This is a genomic window from Cohnella sp. OV330 (assembly GCF_900112065.1).
Lineage (GTDB): Bacteria > Bacillota > Bacilli > Paenibacillales > Paenibacillaceae > Cohnella.
In genome coordinates this window covers 793,200-808,836 of sequence record NZ_FOKE01000001.1, presented here as the reverse complement: position 1 = coordinate 808,836, position 15,637 = coordinate 793,200, and the positions used below count along the sequence as shown (strand labels likewise).

The window sequence follows — 15,637 nt, the reverse complement described above, 5'->3', positions numbered from 1 at the left end:
ATTAAATTTGCGCTTCGCGGACGGCTTCGGCCAGCCGTTCCTCGTTCAGTTGCTCGGAGGAGGAGCTCGCGGTCTCGAGCGCGATGCGCGCGGCGGCCAGACCGGACCGGCACGCGTCCGCGAACGGCTCGCCGCGCAGCACGCCGTAGGCGACGCCTGCCAGGAACGCATCGCCGGCCCCGGTGACGTCGACGACCTTGACCGGCAGCGCCGGCAGATGAAGCTCGCCTTCGGGTCCGGCGCAGTAGGCGCCATGCTTGCCGAGCGTGATCAGGACATGGCCGGCACCGCGCGCCAGGATCAGGCGGGCGAGCTCGGCCCATTCGGCCGGTCCACCGTCCGCCGGCGGTTCTTCGTCGCCCCGCCGGGCCAGCTGGCGCGCTTCGGCGAGATTGGGGAACACCGCCGCGATGCCGTCCAGCCTGTCCGGCAGCTTCTTCGCCTTCTCCGGCGAGATTGGGTCCACGAACAACGGGAGCCCCGCGTCGCCGCAGCGGCGAGCAAGCCAAGCGAGACTGTCGGCCGGGAGGTTCGCATCGGCCACGACCAGCTTCGACGCGGCGATGTGCGGCCACTTCTCCTCGAGCGTGCCGGGCGTGATCCGCTCGTAGATCTCCATGTCGGCGAAGGCGATGAACATCTCGCCGTCCTCGCCCAGAATGGCTGTGTAGCTGCCCGTCTTCTCGCCGTTTAGAACAAGGGACGGACCGATATCGACGCCCTGGCTCGCCGTCCGCTCGAGCAGCCAGCTGCCGGCCTTGTCGTCGCCGACCGCCGTCAGCAGCGAGACGCGCGCGGAGAGCGCGGCCAGGTTGGCCGCGATGTTGCGCGCGACGCCGCCGCAGCTCTCCGCGACCGCGACGGGATTGGACGCGCCGAGCCGCAGCGGTTGCTTGCCGCGGGCTTTGCTGTCCAGGTTCGCGCCGCCGATGCAGAGCACCGATCCTTCTTCGGCGAGCACGTACGCCCGGCCGCGGATGCTGCCCTTGCGGGTCAGCGCCGCAATATAACCCGCGACCGCGCTGCGGGAGATGCCGATCGCGTCCGCGAGCTCCTGCTGGGTGACGAAGGGATTGCGCCGGATGAACGACAGAATTTGTTGCTCGCGGTCCATAAGCAGCTCCTTCAGCTATCCTTTTAAACTTATGTCTGTATTATAAACAAATGTTTGTGCGGCGTGCAACTTATTTGGACCAAGAAGGAGGCGCGGCAAATGCAAGCAAACGTTGACGAGCGGGCCCGCAGAAAACTATAATCTGTAGTGTGAAGGATGTGTCGAACATGAAGCTGCAAAATTTCAAATTTCACGGCAACGGCTTGGAGCGTTTTTTCGGCCCGCTCGAAGCCAGGATCATGACCGCGCTGTGGGACGCGGAGGGCGAGCTGACGATCAAGGAAGTTCAGCAAGCGCTGAACAAGGATAAGGAAATGAGCTTCAACACGGTGATGACGGTGATGAACCGGCTGGTGGACAAAGGGATTTTGAGCAAAAAGGCGGTTTCCAAATCTCATCGCTATCGCCCGGTGCTCAGTCGGGAAGAATTTCTCGAGGCGCAGTCGAAGGAGCTGACCTTCGAGCTGGTGCAAGAGTTCGGCTCGCGCGCGGTCGTGCATATGGTCGATGCCTTGGAGCAGGTCGATCCCGATCTGCTGGACCAGTTGGAGCGGCAGATCAAACAACTTAAAAAGGAACGATAAACATGTGGGAAGCCCGCTCGAGATGGCTGCTCGCCGCATCGTTGTCCGTCTCGGCGTTCGTAGCCGCGCAGATGGCGATGTTCGTGCTCAAGGTCGTATTCCGGATCAGGCTGCCGTTCGTGCTATTCGACTACTGCGTCGCTTGGTTCCGTTACATAGGATTTCCCATATCGCTTCCCTTGATGAGCGCGGTGTTCGTCTCGACGCTGGCCGTCTGCGCGAGACAGCTCGTCCGCGAGGCGGTCTTCACGAGGCGCTTCGCCGGCATGCTGCGGCGGACCGCGGACGCTCGCTTGTCAAGGCGCTATGCGCGCCGGTTCGGTCTTGACCTGCGGCGGTTGACGATCATCCGCGCGGACGCGCCTGTCGCGATGACCGTCGGCTTTCTCCGTCCGCGGATCGTGTTGTCCACGGGCCTGCTTCGGATGCTGGAGCCAGCCGAGCTCGCGGCGGTGGTGGCGCATGAACGGCATCATCTGCGGCGGCGCGATCCGCTCGCGCTGTTCGCGCTGTCGCTGAGCCGCACGGCGCTATGGTACGTACCGCTGCTCGGCTGGGCGGAGGAAAAATACAAGACGGCGATCGAGGTGCTGGCGGACCGCCATGCGATCGCGTCGTCGAACGGGGGCGCCAAGGAGTTGGGCAGCGCGCTGCTGAAGCTGCTTCGGCAGGGCGGAGCCGCGAAGGTGCCCGCCGCGAGCGCATCTTTCGCGGACGCGTCCGTCAACGTGCGTATTCGACTTTTGCTGGATCCGCATTACTCGCCCTCCTGGAGGCCGCCGGTCGCTGCGACGCTGCTGTCGTTTGCGGTGCTGGTGCTCCTGGCGGCATTAGGTTGAAAATAGATATCCCGGGCCTGTCGGCCCGTTTTTTATACAGATCAACACTACATGAAGTAGTGTAAAAAAGGAGCGATTTTAATGGATTATTTATGGGACAACAAGCATTTTATTTTAACGCATTTTCCGATCGTGCTGCTCATCTTCGGCTTTCTGTTAGACCTCGCCGGCCTGATCTGGAAGAAGAGAGAGTGGAACAACGCCGGGCTCGTGTGCCTGATCGCAGGCACGCTCGGGGCGATCGCGTCCGTGCTGACGGGTCCCGAGTCGCCTAATCCGAACGTAGAAGAGCACGAGATGTACGGCAGGCTGACGATGTTCCTCGCGATCGCGATCAGCGTCGTGCGTCTTTCTCTGCTTTGGGCCAAGAAGAAAGATTTCGGCAGTCATCCGGTCTTCCTCGTCGCAGCGCTGGCCGCGGCCGTGATGGTCGGTTATACGGGACACCTCGGAGGCGAGATGGTCCATCGCTCGCCAGGCGACTTTCCAGGCGGCGGGTTCGGCGGACCCGGCATGCAGCAGGGCGGGCAGTTTGGACAGGACGGTCAAGGCGGACAAAACGGACAGGGCGGTCAGGCTGGACAGAACCGACAGGGCGGACAGACTGGACAGGGCGAAGAAAACGGCGACAACGGCGGACAAGCCCCCGCGAGCTCTCCGGCGGCGAATCCCTAAACGGACAACGGATCGGCTGAACGGTTGAACGGCTTGGTTGAGCGGTTGAACGTCTGAGCGACGCTTCCAGGCCCTTAAACAAAGCCGACGCGGACAATTGAACGCAACGACCGACTCCTCGATCGCGTATACTTAGGCATAAAGGAGGGATCGCCATGCACAGCGTCAAACCGGGCAGAGGCCCGTCGGAGGGTACACCATGACCGGGCCGTCTGCAGATATGCTTAACCGCCCGTGGCACAGTCGATTCGGGCTTGTCTATATCGTGCTCTTTGCCGTCATCGCAATCGATCAGTTGTCCAAGATTGCGGTCCGCAACGCGTTGCCTGTGGGGGATAGCCACTTGTTCTGGCCCGGCGTTCTGCGGTTTACCCATTTCGAAAATACGGGCGCGGCAGGAAGTTCGTTCGAGGGTTGGGGACGAATTTTCATTCCGGTGGCGATCGCGGTCGTCGTCTGGGTCGTCTACGCGCAGCGCAAGGGCAAGCTGAGCAATCCCTGGCTTGTGGCGGGCGCCGGGTTCTTCGCCGGCGGCGCCGTAGGCAACGCAATCGATCGGCTGCTTTTCGCGCGGGTGACCGACTTCCTGGAATGGACAGTCGGCGGAGGCATCATGAACTTGGCCGATATTGCGATCAACATCGGCGTGCTGCTGGGGATCGTCGGAATGCTGCTGGACGCGCGGGCGGCTAAGAAAGATCCGGAACCTGACATCGGGGAACCGAGGGAATGCTGAGTCGATTTGAAAAGAAAAAGAAGCTTCAGGTCCGCATAAAGCGGCCTTGAAGCTTCTTTTTTCATGTTGAACGGTTACTTTGCAGCGCTGGCTTTAGGTTTGGCGAACGTATGCGTCTTGGTCCAGTGCGCGCCGCTGTCTTGCGACACGTACATTACGGAGGAATTCTCCGAATCTGTGAGAATCCAGGAGACATGCTTGGCGTCTGCGGCTGCGATTAGCTGCTGGCCGTACCCCGGAAGCTGCGGCTTGTCGTTCACCCAAGTTTTGCCGCCGTCCGTCGTATAGCCCAGCGTGTTCGGTTTGTCGCAGGCCTGGCACTGGCCGCCCAGGAAGGCCGTTTTCGTATCGACCACGTACAGCGTGCCCGGCGAGCTTCCCTCGTTGGACGGCACGCCTTTGTCGTCCATTTTAAATCCGGGAGCGGGTCCTGCGCCGGCGGTGCTGTTGGCGACGACAGGCTGCCAGCTCTTGCCGCCGTCCGCGGTGTGGAAGAGCGAATACGACGTCTGGGTCATTCCCGAACCGCCGATCAGCTCGATCCAGGCGTCGTTTTTGCCGGCGGAGCGAATGACCGTGCCGTTCAACTGCTCTTCCCAAGCCTTCGAGTAGACGGAGGTCCACGTCTTTCCGCCGTCTTGCGTGCGAAGGAAGCTGAATTTTTTCCCTGCCGTCTGGGTGACGGCCCAGCCGTTGCTTCGATCGTGGAAATAAACGTCGCCGACTTGGCCCTTGGGAACAGAAAGCTCCTGCCACGTTTTGCCGCCGTCGCGGGTGGTCCATTGACCGCTGAACGCTTCGTTTTCATTGACGAAATGGAAGAAGGCGTAGCTCGGTATCTGTCCCGCATCGCTCCAGTTTTTGCCGCCGTCCGTTGTCTTCACGAGCTTTACGGCTTTGGAGTCGCCGATATCGAGCGTGGCCCAAGCTTGCTGATCGTTCAGCGCGAAAATTTGCAGCACTTCGTAATCGTGCTTGTATTGCGTATGCCAGGTTTTGCCGCCGTCGTCGGTTCTGGCGATCCAACCTTTGCCGCCCGTCCAGCCGATCTTGGTGCCCGCCATACGGAGCGCCGTCGGCGTTCCGAGAACGGCCTGCTGCGGTTCGGACGCTGCCGCCGACGGCGAGGCGGAATGCGAAGCGCTTGGTTCCGCGGACGCGGTTTGCGCGGGGACGGCGGAAGGGGAAGCTGCAGCGGCCTCGGAGCTCGAAGCCGTTGGGGACGTCGCGCCTGCTGCGTCGGAAGCAGGTACGGTAGCGGATACGGTCGCTGTCGCGTCGCCGGAAGACGCTGCGTTCCCATTCTGGCCGCATGCGGCAAGCGACGCTGCGAGTATGGACGAGGCCAGCAGGAGGCTGAGCCTTTTGAATTTCGGCATGACTGTCATCTCCGTTTCTTCATGTTGGTTGTAGTTTAACCTTCATGAAGTTAGACGAATCGCCGTGACGAGAAGTTGCCGGACGTATGCCGGAAATCGGGAATGGTTTGCGGAATGGAAGGATTATGTAGATGGGGGTAAAATGTAAGGTGGTCTCCATGTTAGGGCTCGACCCATTCAAAGAGGAGGTGGCGAGGTGGAGGGAAAGCACGATTGGCCGAAAGGATTATCGAAGCCGGCACTGCGCGCGCTGGCCGGCGCGGGCATCGAACGGCTCGATCAGCTGGCAGACTGGACGGCAGGGGACGTTCTCAAACTGCACGGCATGGGCCGCAAGGGGATCGATACGTTAGAACAAGCGCTCGCGGAGAAGGGGTTGTCGTTTAAATAGGCAGAGGCGTGAAGCGAAGGCGGATCGCCTGCTCTACGAGAGGTTCCGCGGCGGATGAGCGGATCGCCTGCTCTACAGCAGGCGATGACGTTCGTCCGCGGCGAGAAGAGCGGATCGCCTTCACTACGAGAGGCGATGGCGCTCGTCCGCTGCTGAAAGTGCGGATCGCCTTCACTACGAGAGGCGATGGCGGCCGTTCGCGGCGAGAAGAGCGGATCGCCTTCACTACGAGAGGCGATGGCTTTCGCCCGCGGCGAGAAGAGCGCATCGCCTTCTCTACGAGAGGCGTGGGTGCTCGTCCGCGGCGAGAAGAGCGGATCGCCTTCACTACGAGAGGCGATGCCGTTCGAGCGCGGTTGAATCAGCGGACAAGCGTCGTCCAACAAACTCAATCCAACAACCGCAGCTCTCGCGCGCGGTTGAGCGCCTGGGTCCGCGACGAGACGCCTAGCTTGGCGTAGACGCGGCTCAGGTACACCTTGACGGTGCCCTCCGTCAATTGAAGCTTCGCGGCCGACTCGCGATTCGTCGCGCCCCGATCGAGCTCCTGCAGCAGCGCCAGCTCCTTTTCCGTGAGCGGCTCGATCAGCCGTTCGCCGTCGTGGACGTCTCCGGCGGCCGAAGCGCCCGCCGCTTCAAGCTCGGCCTCCAGCCTGACGACAAGCCCGTCGACGTAGGCCGACGGTACGCCGCCATTGGCCTCATCGCGGCCGGCCACCGATTCTTCGCCGACGGCGACGGCCGGCAGCCGCTGCGCCCGGTATGCCCGCAGCAGCGCCAGCATCGGCTTGCCTTCGCCGGTAAAGCTGCGCACATATTCGTTCGCCGCGCCTGCAGCGAGCGCCTCGTGAAGCCGGTCCAGGCCCGCTTCGCGTCGGCCGCGCTGCCATTCGAGCAGCGCGCTTAACACGGCCGCGTCCACCGTCGTGATCAGGCTGCGTTCGCGAGCGCCCAGCGCGGAGAGGCCCTCCAACAGCTTCAGCGCTTCCTTCTCCTTGCGTCTTGCGCCCAGCAGCCTGGCGAGCGTCATATACTCCGTTTCCCGATACAACGTAGGTACGTCGGCAGGTCCGACGCCGGTCCGCTTCAAGAGTCGCTCGGCGCCGGGCAAGTCGCCTTCGGCCAGCGCGAAGCGGGCCTCGTACGCGGCCAGCGGCATCTCCCAACGCGGCTCATTCCAGTCACGGGCCGTCTCCGCCGTGGCTTGCAGCAATCCCCGCGCTTCTTCGCCGCGTCCGCGAGCCTGGAGGCATCGCGCCATCGTGATCCGACAGGGGACGTACAGGCCCGCGCACCGTTTCAGATAGGCGATCGTCTCGACTTCCTTCAGCAGCGCATCGGCCTCGGACAGCCTGTCCCATTCGAAGTAACCTTCGGCGACGGATTGAATCACGTATTGCGAGAACAACGATTGCTTCCACCCATGAGCGTTCATGATGTCGACCATTCGCAGCGCGATGACGTTCGTGTTCGGCGGGATCGCGCCGTTCAGGCCGAACAGCGTGCGTCTGACCAGCGGCTCGCTGCGGTTGTAGTTCAAGTTGTAAAACAGCGGGCTCTCCGGCAGCATGTCGGGAATGCGGTCCGCGTACTTCAACCATTGGTCGTAGTCGCCGGTAGAAAAGGCGTAGTTTACTTTGACGAAAAACAGGCCGCTCTGCAATTGTCCGCGCCGTCCGTCGTCGGGCAACGCTTGTATGTCCTGCTCGAGCGAGATCAGCGCCGCCTCCGCGGCAGGGTATTGACCGGTGACGACAAGCGCGAACGCGCGAAGCAAATGCAGCTCGGCAGGCAGCGACGAAGGCGAGATCGCCTCCATCCAGCGCAGCAGCGTCGAGAATTCGCCGCGCCCGAGCACGCCGTACAGATGGCGCTGCAGCAGCTCGGCAGCCAGTTCGTCGTTGCCCCCTTGAACGACCTGCTCCATCGCTTCGTCGTGGAGGCCGAGCTCGCTAAAACGCAGCGCCGCGACGCGGGAGAGCTGCCTCGACCGCGCAGCGTCTTCGCGAAGCAGATGGTTCTTCAGCACGTCCCGGAAAATATGGTGATATCTGAACCAAACGCCGCCGTCGTCCAGCGGGACGAGAAACAGGTTGCGCCTGCGGAGCTCGCTCAGCATGCGGACGCCGTCGTCCCGCCCCGTCAGCGCGTCGCAGGTGCCGGCATCGAACCGCTCGGGTACGGACGTATCGAGCAGAAACCGCCTCAATTCGTCGGGCAGCCGGGCCAGCACCTCTTCCGCCAAGTACTCCATAATGTTTTCATGACCGCTCGCCATTTGTCCGTCCGGCCGGTTCAGGGGCCAAAGGTCCTTGCCTTCGAGCGACACGGACAGGATCTGGACGATCGCCGCCCAGCCTTCCGTCCAAGCCATGATCTGGTCGACCTGCTCGGCCGTCAGGCTGAGCTTGGCCGTATGCTCGCAAAACCGACGCGTCTCTTCGGCCGTGAATGTCAATTCGCCGCCTGCGATCTCGGTGCTCTGGCCGCGCGCGCGCCACTTCGCGGCTTTGACCGGCGGCTGCGCGCGGCTCGCGAGGATCAGGTGCGCGCCATCGGGCAAATGATCGATCAAATACGCGAGGCCGTCGTGGATCCGCTCGTCATGGACGGCATGGTAGTCGTCCAGCGCGATCGCGAGACGCTGCCCGGTCAGCAGGGCATATTCGTCCATTTCCCGAAGGAGCATGTCCATCATCGTCTCGCGCGAAACGTTCGGGTACGCATCGAGGAGAGGGAGCGCCCGCTCGGGAAGCTCGGGGATCGAGGCGCCGACAGCTTGAATGAAGTAACGCCAGAACTTGGCCGGGTCGTTATCCGTGTCGTCCAGCGACAGCCATGCCGCGGGCTCCGCCCGTTCCGTCAGAAACTGGGCCAGCAGCGTCGTCTTGCCGAAGCCCGCCGGGGCGATAAGCAGCGTCAGCCTGCCGCCAAGAACGGCTTGGTCCATCCGCTCGAGCAGTCTCGTCCGGACGACGCCGTCGCGGCGAACGGGAGGGATGCGTATTTTCGTTCGCAGGATGATATCGGAAGGCAAGATGCATACCTCGATTCGATAGGTCTGGTAACAAACTTATACTATTTAGAAAGGTATTCGGCGCGCGCGCGTCATTTTCCTTTTGGCAGATGCTGTCGAAAATTAACGAAAGTAAATCGATTTCTCTCCCGTTTCCCTGGTAGGATAGGCACCAGACGAAATGTGCAAGGAGAGGATGATCGAGGTGGCATGGGGAAAAGGAGTCAAGGTGTCGGCTTGCGCCATCGCGCTGTCCATGCTTGGCGCGGGTTGGGGAGGCGCGGTTTCGGCTGCGGAGCTCCCGGGACACTGGGCCCAGGACACGCTGAACGCATGGGTGAATAAAGGTTGGCTGGCGGGCGCCGGGAGCGGCGGGCTGCAGCCGGACCAGCCGGTCACGCGCGCGGAATTCGCGACGTTGGCCGTCCGCGCCTTCGGGCTTCAAGCTGACGGTGCGGGCGCAGGGAATTATAGCGACGTCCGCGAGGGGAGCTGGTATGCGGGAGCGATCAACGTGGCTGCGAGCGCGGGCATTCTGTCGGGTTACCCCGACGGCACGATTCGCCCGTCCCGAAGCGTCACGCGGGAAGAAGCGGCGGTCGTGCTCGCGAAGCTGGACGGACTGACGGAAACGGGAGCGGCCGAGCCGGCATTTTCGGATGCGTCGGATGTCCGGTCGTGGAGCAAGGCGTCCGTCGGTTCCGCGGTCTATTCGAAGCTTCTCGGCGGCTATCCCGACGGCACGTTCCGTCCGGCCAAGGCGATGACCCGCGCCGAAGCCGTCGTGGCGCTGGACAAGGCCTGGGCGCTTCGCGAGCGGACGCGCACGACCGTATACGACAAAGCCGGCGTCTACGGACCTGCCGAAGGCACGCAGGAGATCGCCGGCAGCGTGTCGATCGCGGCGCCGGGCGTGACGCTGCGCAACACGGTCGTCCGCGGCGATCTGACGATCGGCGCCGAGGTCGGCGAGGGCGACGCGCAGCTTGAGGGCGTGACCGTCGACGGGAAGCTGACCGTCGCCGGCGGCGGCGAGCATAGCGTGCACCTGTCGGACGCCAAACTTGGCCAGGTCGTCGTGAACAAGCTGGCCGGCAAGCTGCGGCTCGTCCTGGAAGGCACGACGTTCATCACGCAGCTTGATTTCCGTTCGCAGGGCTTGCTGATCGTGCCCCCGGGCTCATCCGTAGGCAGCTTGAACGTGTATGCGATCATCTTCGTTACTGGCTCTGGCAAGATCAATAGTGCTCACCTCTACGTGTCGGGCTCGTCGTTCGAGCAGGCGCCAGGCAGCGTAGAGCGCGAAGCAGGCGTGCTGCTCCAAGGCGAGACGGGCTCGACCGGCGGAAATGCATCGTCGGGCGGACCAGTGCCGACTCCCGCGCCGACTCCTACGCCGTCGCCGAGCGAGGAGCCTAGCGCTTCTCCGTCGCCAAGCGAAGACCCGAGTCCTTCGCCGTCGCCGAGCGATGACCCGAGTCCTTCGCCATCGCCGAGCGATGACCCGAGTCCTTCGCCATCGCCGAGCGATGACCCGAGTCCTTCGCCATCGCCGAGCGATGACCCGAGTCCTTCGCCGTCGCCAAGCGAGGACCCGAGTCCTTCGCCGTCGCCAAGCGACGATCCGAGTCCTTCGCCGTCGCCTAGCGAGGAACCGACACCGACGCCCGGACCGGTCATTAATGGCGTAAAAGACGAAATGACCTATACGGCAGCCGTTACGCCGGAGCTCGGCGAGGGCAGCGATATTACGTCCGTCGAGCTAACCAAGGACGGCGAACTCGTTGTAGACTACGAGCTTGGCGGCGAACTGTCCGAGACGGGAACCTACGTTTTGACCGCAAAGAATGCGGCGGGAGGAGAGACCGTGATTCATTTCAGGCTCTCGGCGGACGTGAAGCTGGAAATGACGAATTACACCTATGAAGACGAGACGCTCACCGTGCACGTAAGTGCGGAAAACGATGGACTGGATTTAACGAAGGCCTTGAACGGCGTAGAATTGACTTTGCCGGGATATGAAGGCGATGAATTGTACGTCGACTATGTCCATGAATACGGCGAGGGCAGCTTCACGATGAATCGAATCGAAGAAACAGACCGTTTCGCGGGGCATTTTCCCGAAGAGGCTTATTCGTTCCCGAACGGCTTGGAATTTCATATTCAATATTCAGTCTGGATCGGCAGGTCAACGGTAGACAGAGATATATCGTTTAAAGCTTGGGTCACCGACGCCTCCGTACCCGAGAATGAAAATGCGATCTTCACGCTGACGCCGGAACCCATTCATGTCGAGTACGATTACATCGGAGAGATCGGTGATCTCGCAGTGTATCCGTCCGAAGAAAACGGCGGCTCGCAGGTTCTCCTAACGTTTACCCAACCGCTGGGAAGTAAGGATTTGTGGATTTTTGTCAATGACGGCACAGGCAACGGCATCGCCAAATGGCCAGATGTAGATCTCGAATGGACGAATAGCAGCGTACTCGTTAAAAACTTGGAGGAAGGCGTCGATTACGAGTTTCAATTGATCGTCGTCGGCGGATACAACGACGGAGGGTCCAATACTGTTCAGTATACGGCCCTTCCGCTACCGCCTCCGCTCGAACCCTCCGAATAACGGCGCATTCGCGTGCGAACCGGTTGCCAGGAATGCCCTCGGGCATCCCGGCAGCCGGATTTTTTTGCTGGCGCCCGCAATCCGCTATGCTATAATGGTAGGCATTGCTCCGGGACACGGAGCCGCGGTTCGAGACCTCCCGCGTCATCAAAACTAGGAGGAAGTCCAATATGTTCAACCTGCTCTGGGGCGTGGGATTCGTCGCGGTCAACTTCGCGCTGTTCCTCGTCTGCTACCGCCTGTTCGGTAAGAACGGGCTGTACACCTGGATCGGCGCCGCGACGCTGCTGGCCAACATCCAGGTCGTCAAGACGATCGAGATTTTCGGCATCGTCATGACGCTCGGCAACACCATTTACGCCACGATCTACCTCACTACCGACCTGCTGAACGAGAAGTACGGGGAAAAGGAAGCGCGGAAGGCGGTCTGGTTCGGCTTTTTCACCATGATCATGTCGCTTGTCATCATGCAAATGGTGCTTCACTTCAAGCCCGGCGCAGACGACTTCAGTCAAGATGCGCTGCAGACGATTTTCGGCACGACGCCGCGGATCGTTCTCGGCAGCCTGTGCGCGTACTTCGTGAGCCAGTTCCTGGACGTTCGCATTTTCAGCCGCTTGAAGGTCGCCTACCCGAGCCGGTCCCAGCTGTGGATCCGCAACAACGGCAGCACGGGGCTCAGCCAGCTCGTCGATACGCTCATTTTCAGTTCGATCGCCTTCATCGGCCTGTATCCCTGGGACGTCTGGTGGGAGATCGCCATCACGACCTACGTGCTGAAGTTCGTCATCTCCGCCGCATCGACGCCGGTCATCTATTGGGCCCGAAGCTTCAAGTTCGCGGACGAACGATAGATCTCATATATAAAAGGAAAGCCGAGCACGGATCTAACCCGCGCTCGGCTTTCCTTTTTCGCCACGCCTGCCGTCACAGCTTCGCGATGACGCGACCGCGCATCTCGCCGCGCAGAATTGCGCTAAGCGCGCCCGGCAGCTCCTCGAGCGTCGCTTCGCTCGCGATCGCGTCCAGCAGGCCGGCGGGCTTCAGATCGCCGGCCATCCGTTCCCAGGCGCGCAGCCGCTCCGGCATCGGGCAGAGCACCGAATCGATGCCGAGGAGCCTTACGCCGCGCAGGATGAACGGATAGACGTTCGCGGCGAAGTCCGCGCCGCCCGTGAATCCGCTCAGCGCGACGCCGCCGCCGTAGCGGACCGTGCCGAGCACGTCCCGCAGCGCCGGGCCGCCGACCGGATCGATGACGCCGGCCCAGCGCTCGCGCGCGATCGCCTTGCCCTCCGGCAAGCGCAGCGCATCCGGCGGCAGGAGCTCGCTCGCGCCAAGCCCCCGCAGGAAGGCCTGCGCTTCGGCGTCGGCCTTGCGAGAGCTGGCCGCCACCTCGTATCCGAGGCCGGCCAGCATCGAGACCGCGACGCTGCCGACGCCGCCGGTCGCGCCCGTCACCAGTACGGGGCCTTGTCCGGGCGCGAGGCCGGCTTCCTCCAAGCGAAGGACCGACAGCGCGGCCGTGAATCCCGCCGTGCCGAACGCCATCGCCTCCTGGGCAGTGAGTCCGGCGGGCAGCGGAACGACCCAGTCGGCGGGCACCTGCGCGAGCTCGGCATAGCCGCCGTCCGCGGATACGCCAAGGCCGTATCCCGTGACGAGTACCGGGTCGCCTTCGCGAAACCGCGCGTCCTTCGATGCGGCGACGGTGCCCGCGAGGTCGATGCCAGGCACGTGCGGATAGCTTTTAACGACGTTCCCGCGCGGACTGACCGCGAGGGCATCCTTGAAGTTCACGCTGGAATACGAGACTCGTATGCGCACATAGCCGTCCTGCAGTGACGGGACTTCCAATTGTTCGACCGAGGCGAGCACTTCTTCGCCGCTTAATCTCGCTACCAAAGCCCGATATTGCTCCATATCGCATGCCTCCCCGACGTGATGGCACGGCAATTCTCGCGCTTCGTCGCAAGCGCAAGACCGTATTCCTTCATTTTAACCGCTCGAGGACAGGTTGCAATGGCATTGCGGCGTCGGCGCTAACTCCGATCCGCTAACTCCGATCCGCGCGCTTGAGCAGCGCTTCGATCCGCCGCGCGAACTCTGCCTCGTCGAGCGCGCCGAGCGCTTCGTCCGCGACGACGCCTTGGGCATCGATGAACAGCGTGGTCGGAATCGGCCGGATGCGGTAAAGTTCCCCGACGGTGCCCAAGCGGTCAAGCAGCACGGGAAACGCGAATCGTTGATCGGAGGCGAAGGACCTCGCGGCGGATTCGTCGTCGGAGGCGGTCAGATTGACGGCCACGACGGTCGCCTTGTCTTTGTATAGCGCTGCGGTCTTGACGAGGGCAGAGGCCTCCGCTCTGCACGGACCGCACCAGGAAGCCCAGAAGTTCAGGACGACGGGCTTGCCCCGATAGTCGGACAAGGAATGCGTGACGCCGTCCAAGCCTTCCAAAGAGAAGTCGGGGGCTATGGCCAGAAGCTTCGGCGCCGCGGGACGGGCCGAGAGCGAGACGTTGCGGACGGCGGCCGCTTCGCTGACCTGCTCGTTCTGGATGGACGACTCGCGGCTTTGCGCAGCTTGCGCGGGTCCGCGGTGAAATAGCAGCAAGCCAATCGCAGCCGTCACGAAGACGGCGAGCATCACCCAATCGCGTATCACTTGCTTATGCACGTTCGGCCTTGCCTCCCAATGTCATAATCATATCGATGCCCTTTGCGAAAGAATCAGAAAGAGCGTCCCAATAGTCAATATGTCCGCTTCCAACGCAGGCAATCCCTCAACGGGCCGTGGAGGAAGGTCTGTTTCAAGCCCCCGTCCGGTTATGAATGCATTATTCCGATGGCCCCGATCGATATTCTTCGCTTGACTTCATGGCCTACGGCTCCTAAACTTTAATCTCATCAAACGGAAAAACCCGAAAGAAGGAATCATTCATGGCATCCACCGCATCGACGCGCGCCGAGCCGGGCAGCGCCCGCGACGCCTCTCTCGCCGTCATGCCCGTGCTGCTCTGCATCAGCTTCGTCCATATGATGAACGATTCGATGCAAGCGGTCGTCCCCGCGATGTTCACCGTTCTCGAAAAGTCGCTAAGCCTGTCGTTCGCCCAAGTGGGCTGGATCACGTTCGCGCTCAATATGACGTCTTCGGTCATGCAGCCGGTCGTCGGATCCTATACGGATAAAACCGCGCGGCCTTACCTGCTGCCGCTCGGCATGTGCCTCAGTCTGATCGGCATGGTCGGCATCGCCTTCGCGCCGGCTTTCTGGAGCGTGCTGCTCGCGGTTATGTTCATCGGTCTCGGGTCGTCCATCTTCCACCCAGAAGGCTCGCGCGTCGTCTACTTCGCGGCGGGAGGCAAGCGGGGACTGGCTCAATCGATCTACCAGGTCGGGGGCAACGCGGGCAGCTCGCTCGCGCCGCTCATGGCCGCGGCGATCTTTATCCCCTTCGGTCAGCACGGCGCGATCTGGGGGACGCTGTTCGCGGCTTTCGCCATCGCGGCCTTGCTGTGGCTAACGCCCTGGTACAAGGGACAGCTAAACGCCTGGCGCGAAAAAAGCGAAGCCGCCAGCGCGAAGCGCAAAGCAGGCGCCGGGGCCGTCGCCGAGCTGACGAACCATCCGCGGGCGCTGTTCGCCATGACGCTGCTCGTCTTCATCGTCTTCGGCCGCTCCTGGTATCATTCGGGGATCAGCGGGTTTTACCAGTTTTACCTGATCGATCACTACGGCCTGTCCAAGTCTTCCGCGCAAATCCCGCTGTTCCTGTTCCTCGCTACCGGCGTGGCGGGCACCTTCTTCGGCGGCGTCATGGCGGACCGGATCGGGCTGAAAAAAATGATCGTGCTCTCGATCGTAGGCGCGCTGCCTTTCTCGCTCGTACTGCCGTACGTGCCGTTGTGGGCCGTCTATCCGGTCATCGCGATCATGGGCTTCATTCTGCTGTCCGGCTTCTCCGTCGCCGTCGTCTACGCGCAGCACCTGCTGCCCACCAAAGTCGGCATGGCCTCAGGCCTGACGACCGGCCTCGCCTTCGGCATGGGCGCCATCGGCGCGGTCGTGCTCGGCAAAGCCGCCGACGTGTACGGCATGTCCGAGGTCATGCGCACGATCGGCATCCTGCCGGTCGTCGGCTTCCTGGCCATGATGCTGCCGTCCGACCGCAAGCGCGCCGCTTAACGCCGCATAGCTTGTTAGCTCGCTCTTCCGAGCGCCTTCGACTCCGCCTGATGCGGAGAGGGGGCGCTTTTTTCATCGTCAAACAACCCCAT

13 protein-coding genes are annotated in these 15,637 nt (G+C 62.3%); 8 read left to right on the top strand and 5 right to left on the bottom strand.

Translation table 11 applies throughout. From position 1 onward, the window contains the following. Position 1: 1 nt before the first annotated feature. Positions 2-1,114: a carbohydrate kinase gene (locus BM235_RS03080; RefSeq protein ID WP_090109095.1), complete on the bottom strand. Its 1,113-nt coding sequence runs from the start codon at positions 1,112-1,114 to the stop codon at positions 2-4. Between the two features lie 167 nt (positions 1,115-1,281). On the opposite strand from BM235_RS03080, the gene BM235_RS03075 reads away from it, so the two are divergent. The 4 genes from BM235_RS03075 (at position 1,282) to lspA (ending at position 3,948) form a co-directional block, all read left to right on the top strand. Then, complete coding sequence (locus BM235_RS03075) at positions 1,282-1,698, top strand: BlaI/MecI/CopY family transcriptional regulator (RefSeq protein WP_090109085.1); 417 nt, start codon at positions 1,282-1,284, stop codon at positions 1,696-1,698. 2 nt (positions 1,699-1,700) lie between these two features. Then, positions 1,701-2,537, top strand: a complete 837-nt coding sequence (locus BM235_RS03070; protein ID WP_090109083.1) for a M56 family metallopeptidase — start codon at positions 1,701-1,703, stop codon at positions 2,535-2,537. Between the two features lie 81 nt (positions 2,538-2,618). Then, on the top strand, positions 2,619-3,212 hold the full coding sequence (locus BM235_RS31570; protein WP_143106622.1) for a DUF2231 domain-containing protein: 594 nt from the start codon (positions 2,619-2,621) through the stop codon (positions 3,210-3,212). 199 nt (positions 3,213-3,411) lie between these two features. Then, positions 3,412-3,948 carry a signal peptidase II gene (lspA, locus tag BM235_RS03060; protein ID WP_255374030.1) on the top strand — a complete coding sequence of 179 codons (537 nt, stop codon included), beginning with the start codon at positions 3,412-3,414 and terminating at the stop codon, positions 3,946-3,948. Positions 3,949-4,022: 74 nt separating this feature from the next. Here lspA and BM235_RS03055 read toward each other — a convergent pair whose 3' ends face one another. Beyond that, a complete protein-coding gene (locus BM235_RS03055; RefSeq protein WP_158543672.1) occupies positions 4,023-5,327 on the bottom strand; it encodes a VPS10 domain-containing protein in 1,305 nt (434 codons plus the stop codon). Positions 5,328-5,523: 196 nt separating this feature from the next. On the opposite strand from BM235_RS03055, the gene BM235_RS03050 reads away from it, so the two are divergent. Next, a complete protein-coding gene (locus BM235_RS03050) occupies positions 5,524-5,718 on the top strand; it encodes a helix-hairpin-helix domain-containing protein (RefSeq protein WP_177244177.1) in 195 nt (64 codons plus the stop codon). A 388-nt stretch (positions 5,719-6,106) separates the two neighbouring features. Here the strand turns inward: BM235_RS03050 and BM235_RS03045 are convergent, their stop codons facing one another. Continuing rightward, entirely contained in the window at positions 6,107-8,755 is a 2,649-nt protein-coding gene (locus BM235_RS03045) for a winged helix-turn-helix domain-containing protein (RefSeq protein ID WP_090109077.1), read from the bottom strand. Between the two features lie 184 nt (positions 8,756-8,939). Here BM235_RS03045 and BM235_RS03040 point away from each other — a divergent pair, with 184 nt between their 5' ends. Then, positions 8,940-11,354 carry an S-layer homology domain-containing protein gene (locus BM235_RS03040; protein ID WP_177244176.1) on the top strand — a complete coding sequence of 805 codons (2,415 nt, stop codon included), beginning with the start codon at positions 8,940-8,942 and terminating at the stop codon, positions 11,352-11,354. Between the two features lie 170 nt (positions 11,355-11,524). Then, positions 11,525-12,208 (top strand): queuosine precursor transporter, encoded by a 684-nt coding sequence (locus tag BM235_RS03035; protein ID WP_090109073.1) that lies wholly within the window; start codon positions 11,525-11,527, stop codon positions 12,206-12,208. Positions 12,209-12,281: 73 nt separating this feature from the next. Here the strand turns inward: BM235_RS03035 and BM235_RS03030 are convergent, their stop codons facing one another. After that, positions 12,282-13,277 carry an acrylyl-CoA reductase family protein gene (locus tag BM235_RS03030; protein ID WP_090109071.1) on the bottom strand — a complete coding sequence of 332 codons (996 nt, stop codon included), beginning with the start codon at positions 13,275-13,277 and terminating at the stop codon, positions 12,282-12,284. A gap of 133 nt (positions 13,278-13,410) precedes the next feature. Continuing rightward, positions 13,411-14,034 carry a peroxiredoxin family protein gene (locus BM235_RS03025; protein WP_090109069.1) on the bottom strand — a complete coding sequence of 208 codons (624 nt, stop codon included), beginning with the start codon at positions 14,032-14,034 and terminating at the stop codon, positions 13,411-13,413. Between the two features lie 263 nt (positions 14,035-14,297). Here BM235_RS03025 and BM235_RS03020 point away from each other — a divergent pair, with 263 nt between their 5' ends. Beyond that, positions 14,298-15,545 (top strand): MFS transporter, encoded by a 1,248-nt coding sequence (locus BM235_RS03020; RefSeq protein ID WP_090109067.1) that lies wholly within the window; start codon positions 14,298-14,300, stop codon positions 15,543-15,545. The last annotated feature ends 92 nt before the right edge of the window (positions 15,546-15,637 follow it).

Coding starts and splice junctions, on each gene's coding strand:
- BM235_RS03030 (WP_090109071.1), bottom strand. CDS start 13,277: ATGGAGCAATATCGGGCTTTGGTAGCGAGATTAAGCGGCGAAGAAGTG.
- BM235_RS03035 (WP_090109073.1), top strand. CDS start 11,525: ATGTTCAACCTGCTCTGGGGCGTGGGATTCGTCGCGGTCAACTTCGCG.
- BM235_RS03075 (WP_090109085.1), top strand. CDS start 1,282: ATGAAGCTGCAAAATTTCAAATTTCACGGCAACGGCTTGGAGCGTTTT.
- lspA (WP_255374030.1), top strand. CDS start 3,412: ATGACCGGGCCGTCTGCAGATATGCTTAACCGCCCGTGGCACAGTCGA.
- BM235_RS03070 (WP_090109083.1), top strand. CDS start 1,701: ATGTGGGAAGCCCGCTCGAGATGGCTGCTCGCCGCATCGTTGTCCGTC.
- BM235_RS31570 (WP_143106622.1), top strand. CDS start 2,619: ATGGATTATTTATGGGACAACAAGCATTTTATTTTAACGCATTTTCCG.
- BM235_RS03080 (WP_090109095.1), bottom strand. CDS start 1,114: ATGGACCGCGAGCAACAAATTCTGTCGTTCATCCGGCGCAATCCCTTC.
- BM235_RS03020 (WP_090109067.1), top strand. CDS start 14,298: ATGGCATCCACCGCATCGACGCGCGCCGAGCCGGGCAGCGCCCGCGAC.
- BM235_RS03055 (WP_158543672.1), bottom strand. CDS start 5,327: ATGCCGAAATTCAAAAGGCTCAGCCTCCTGCTGGCCTCGTCCATACTC.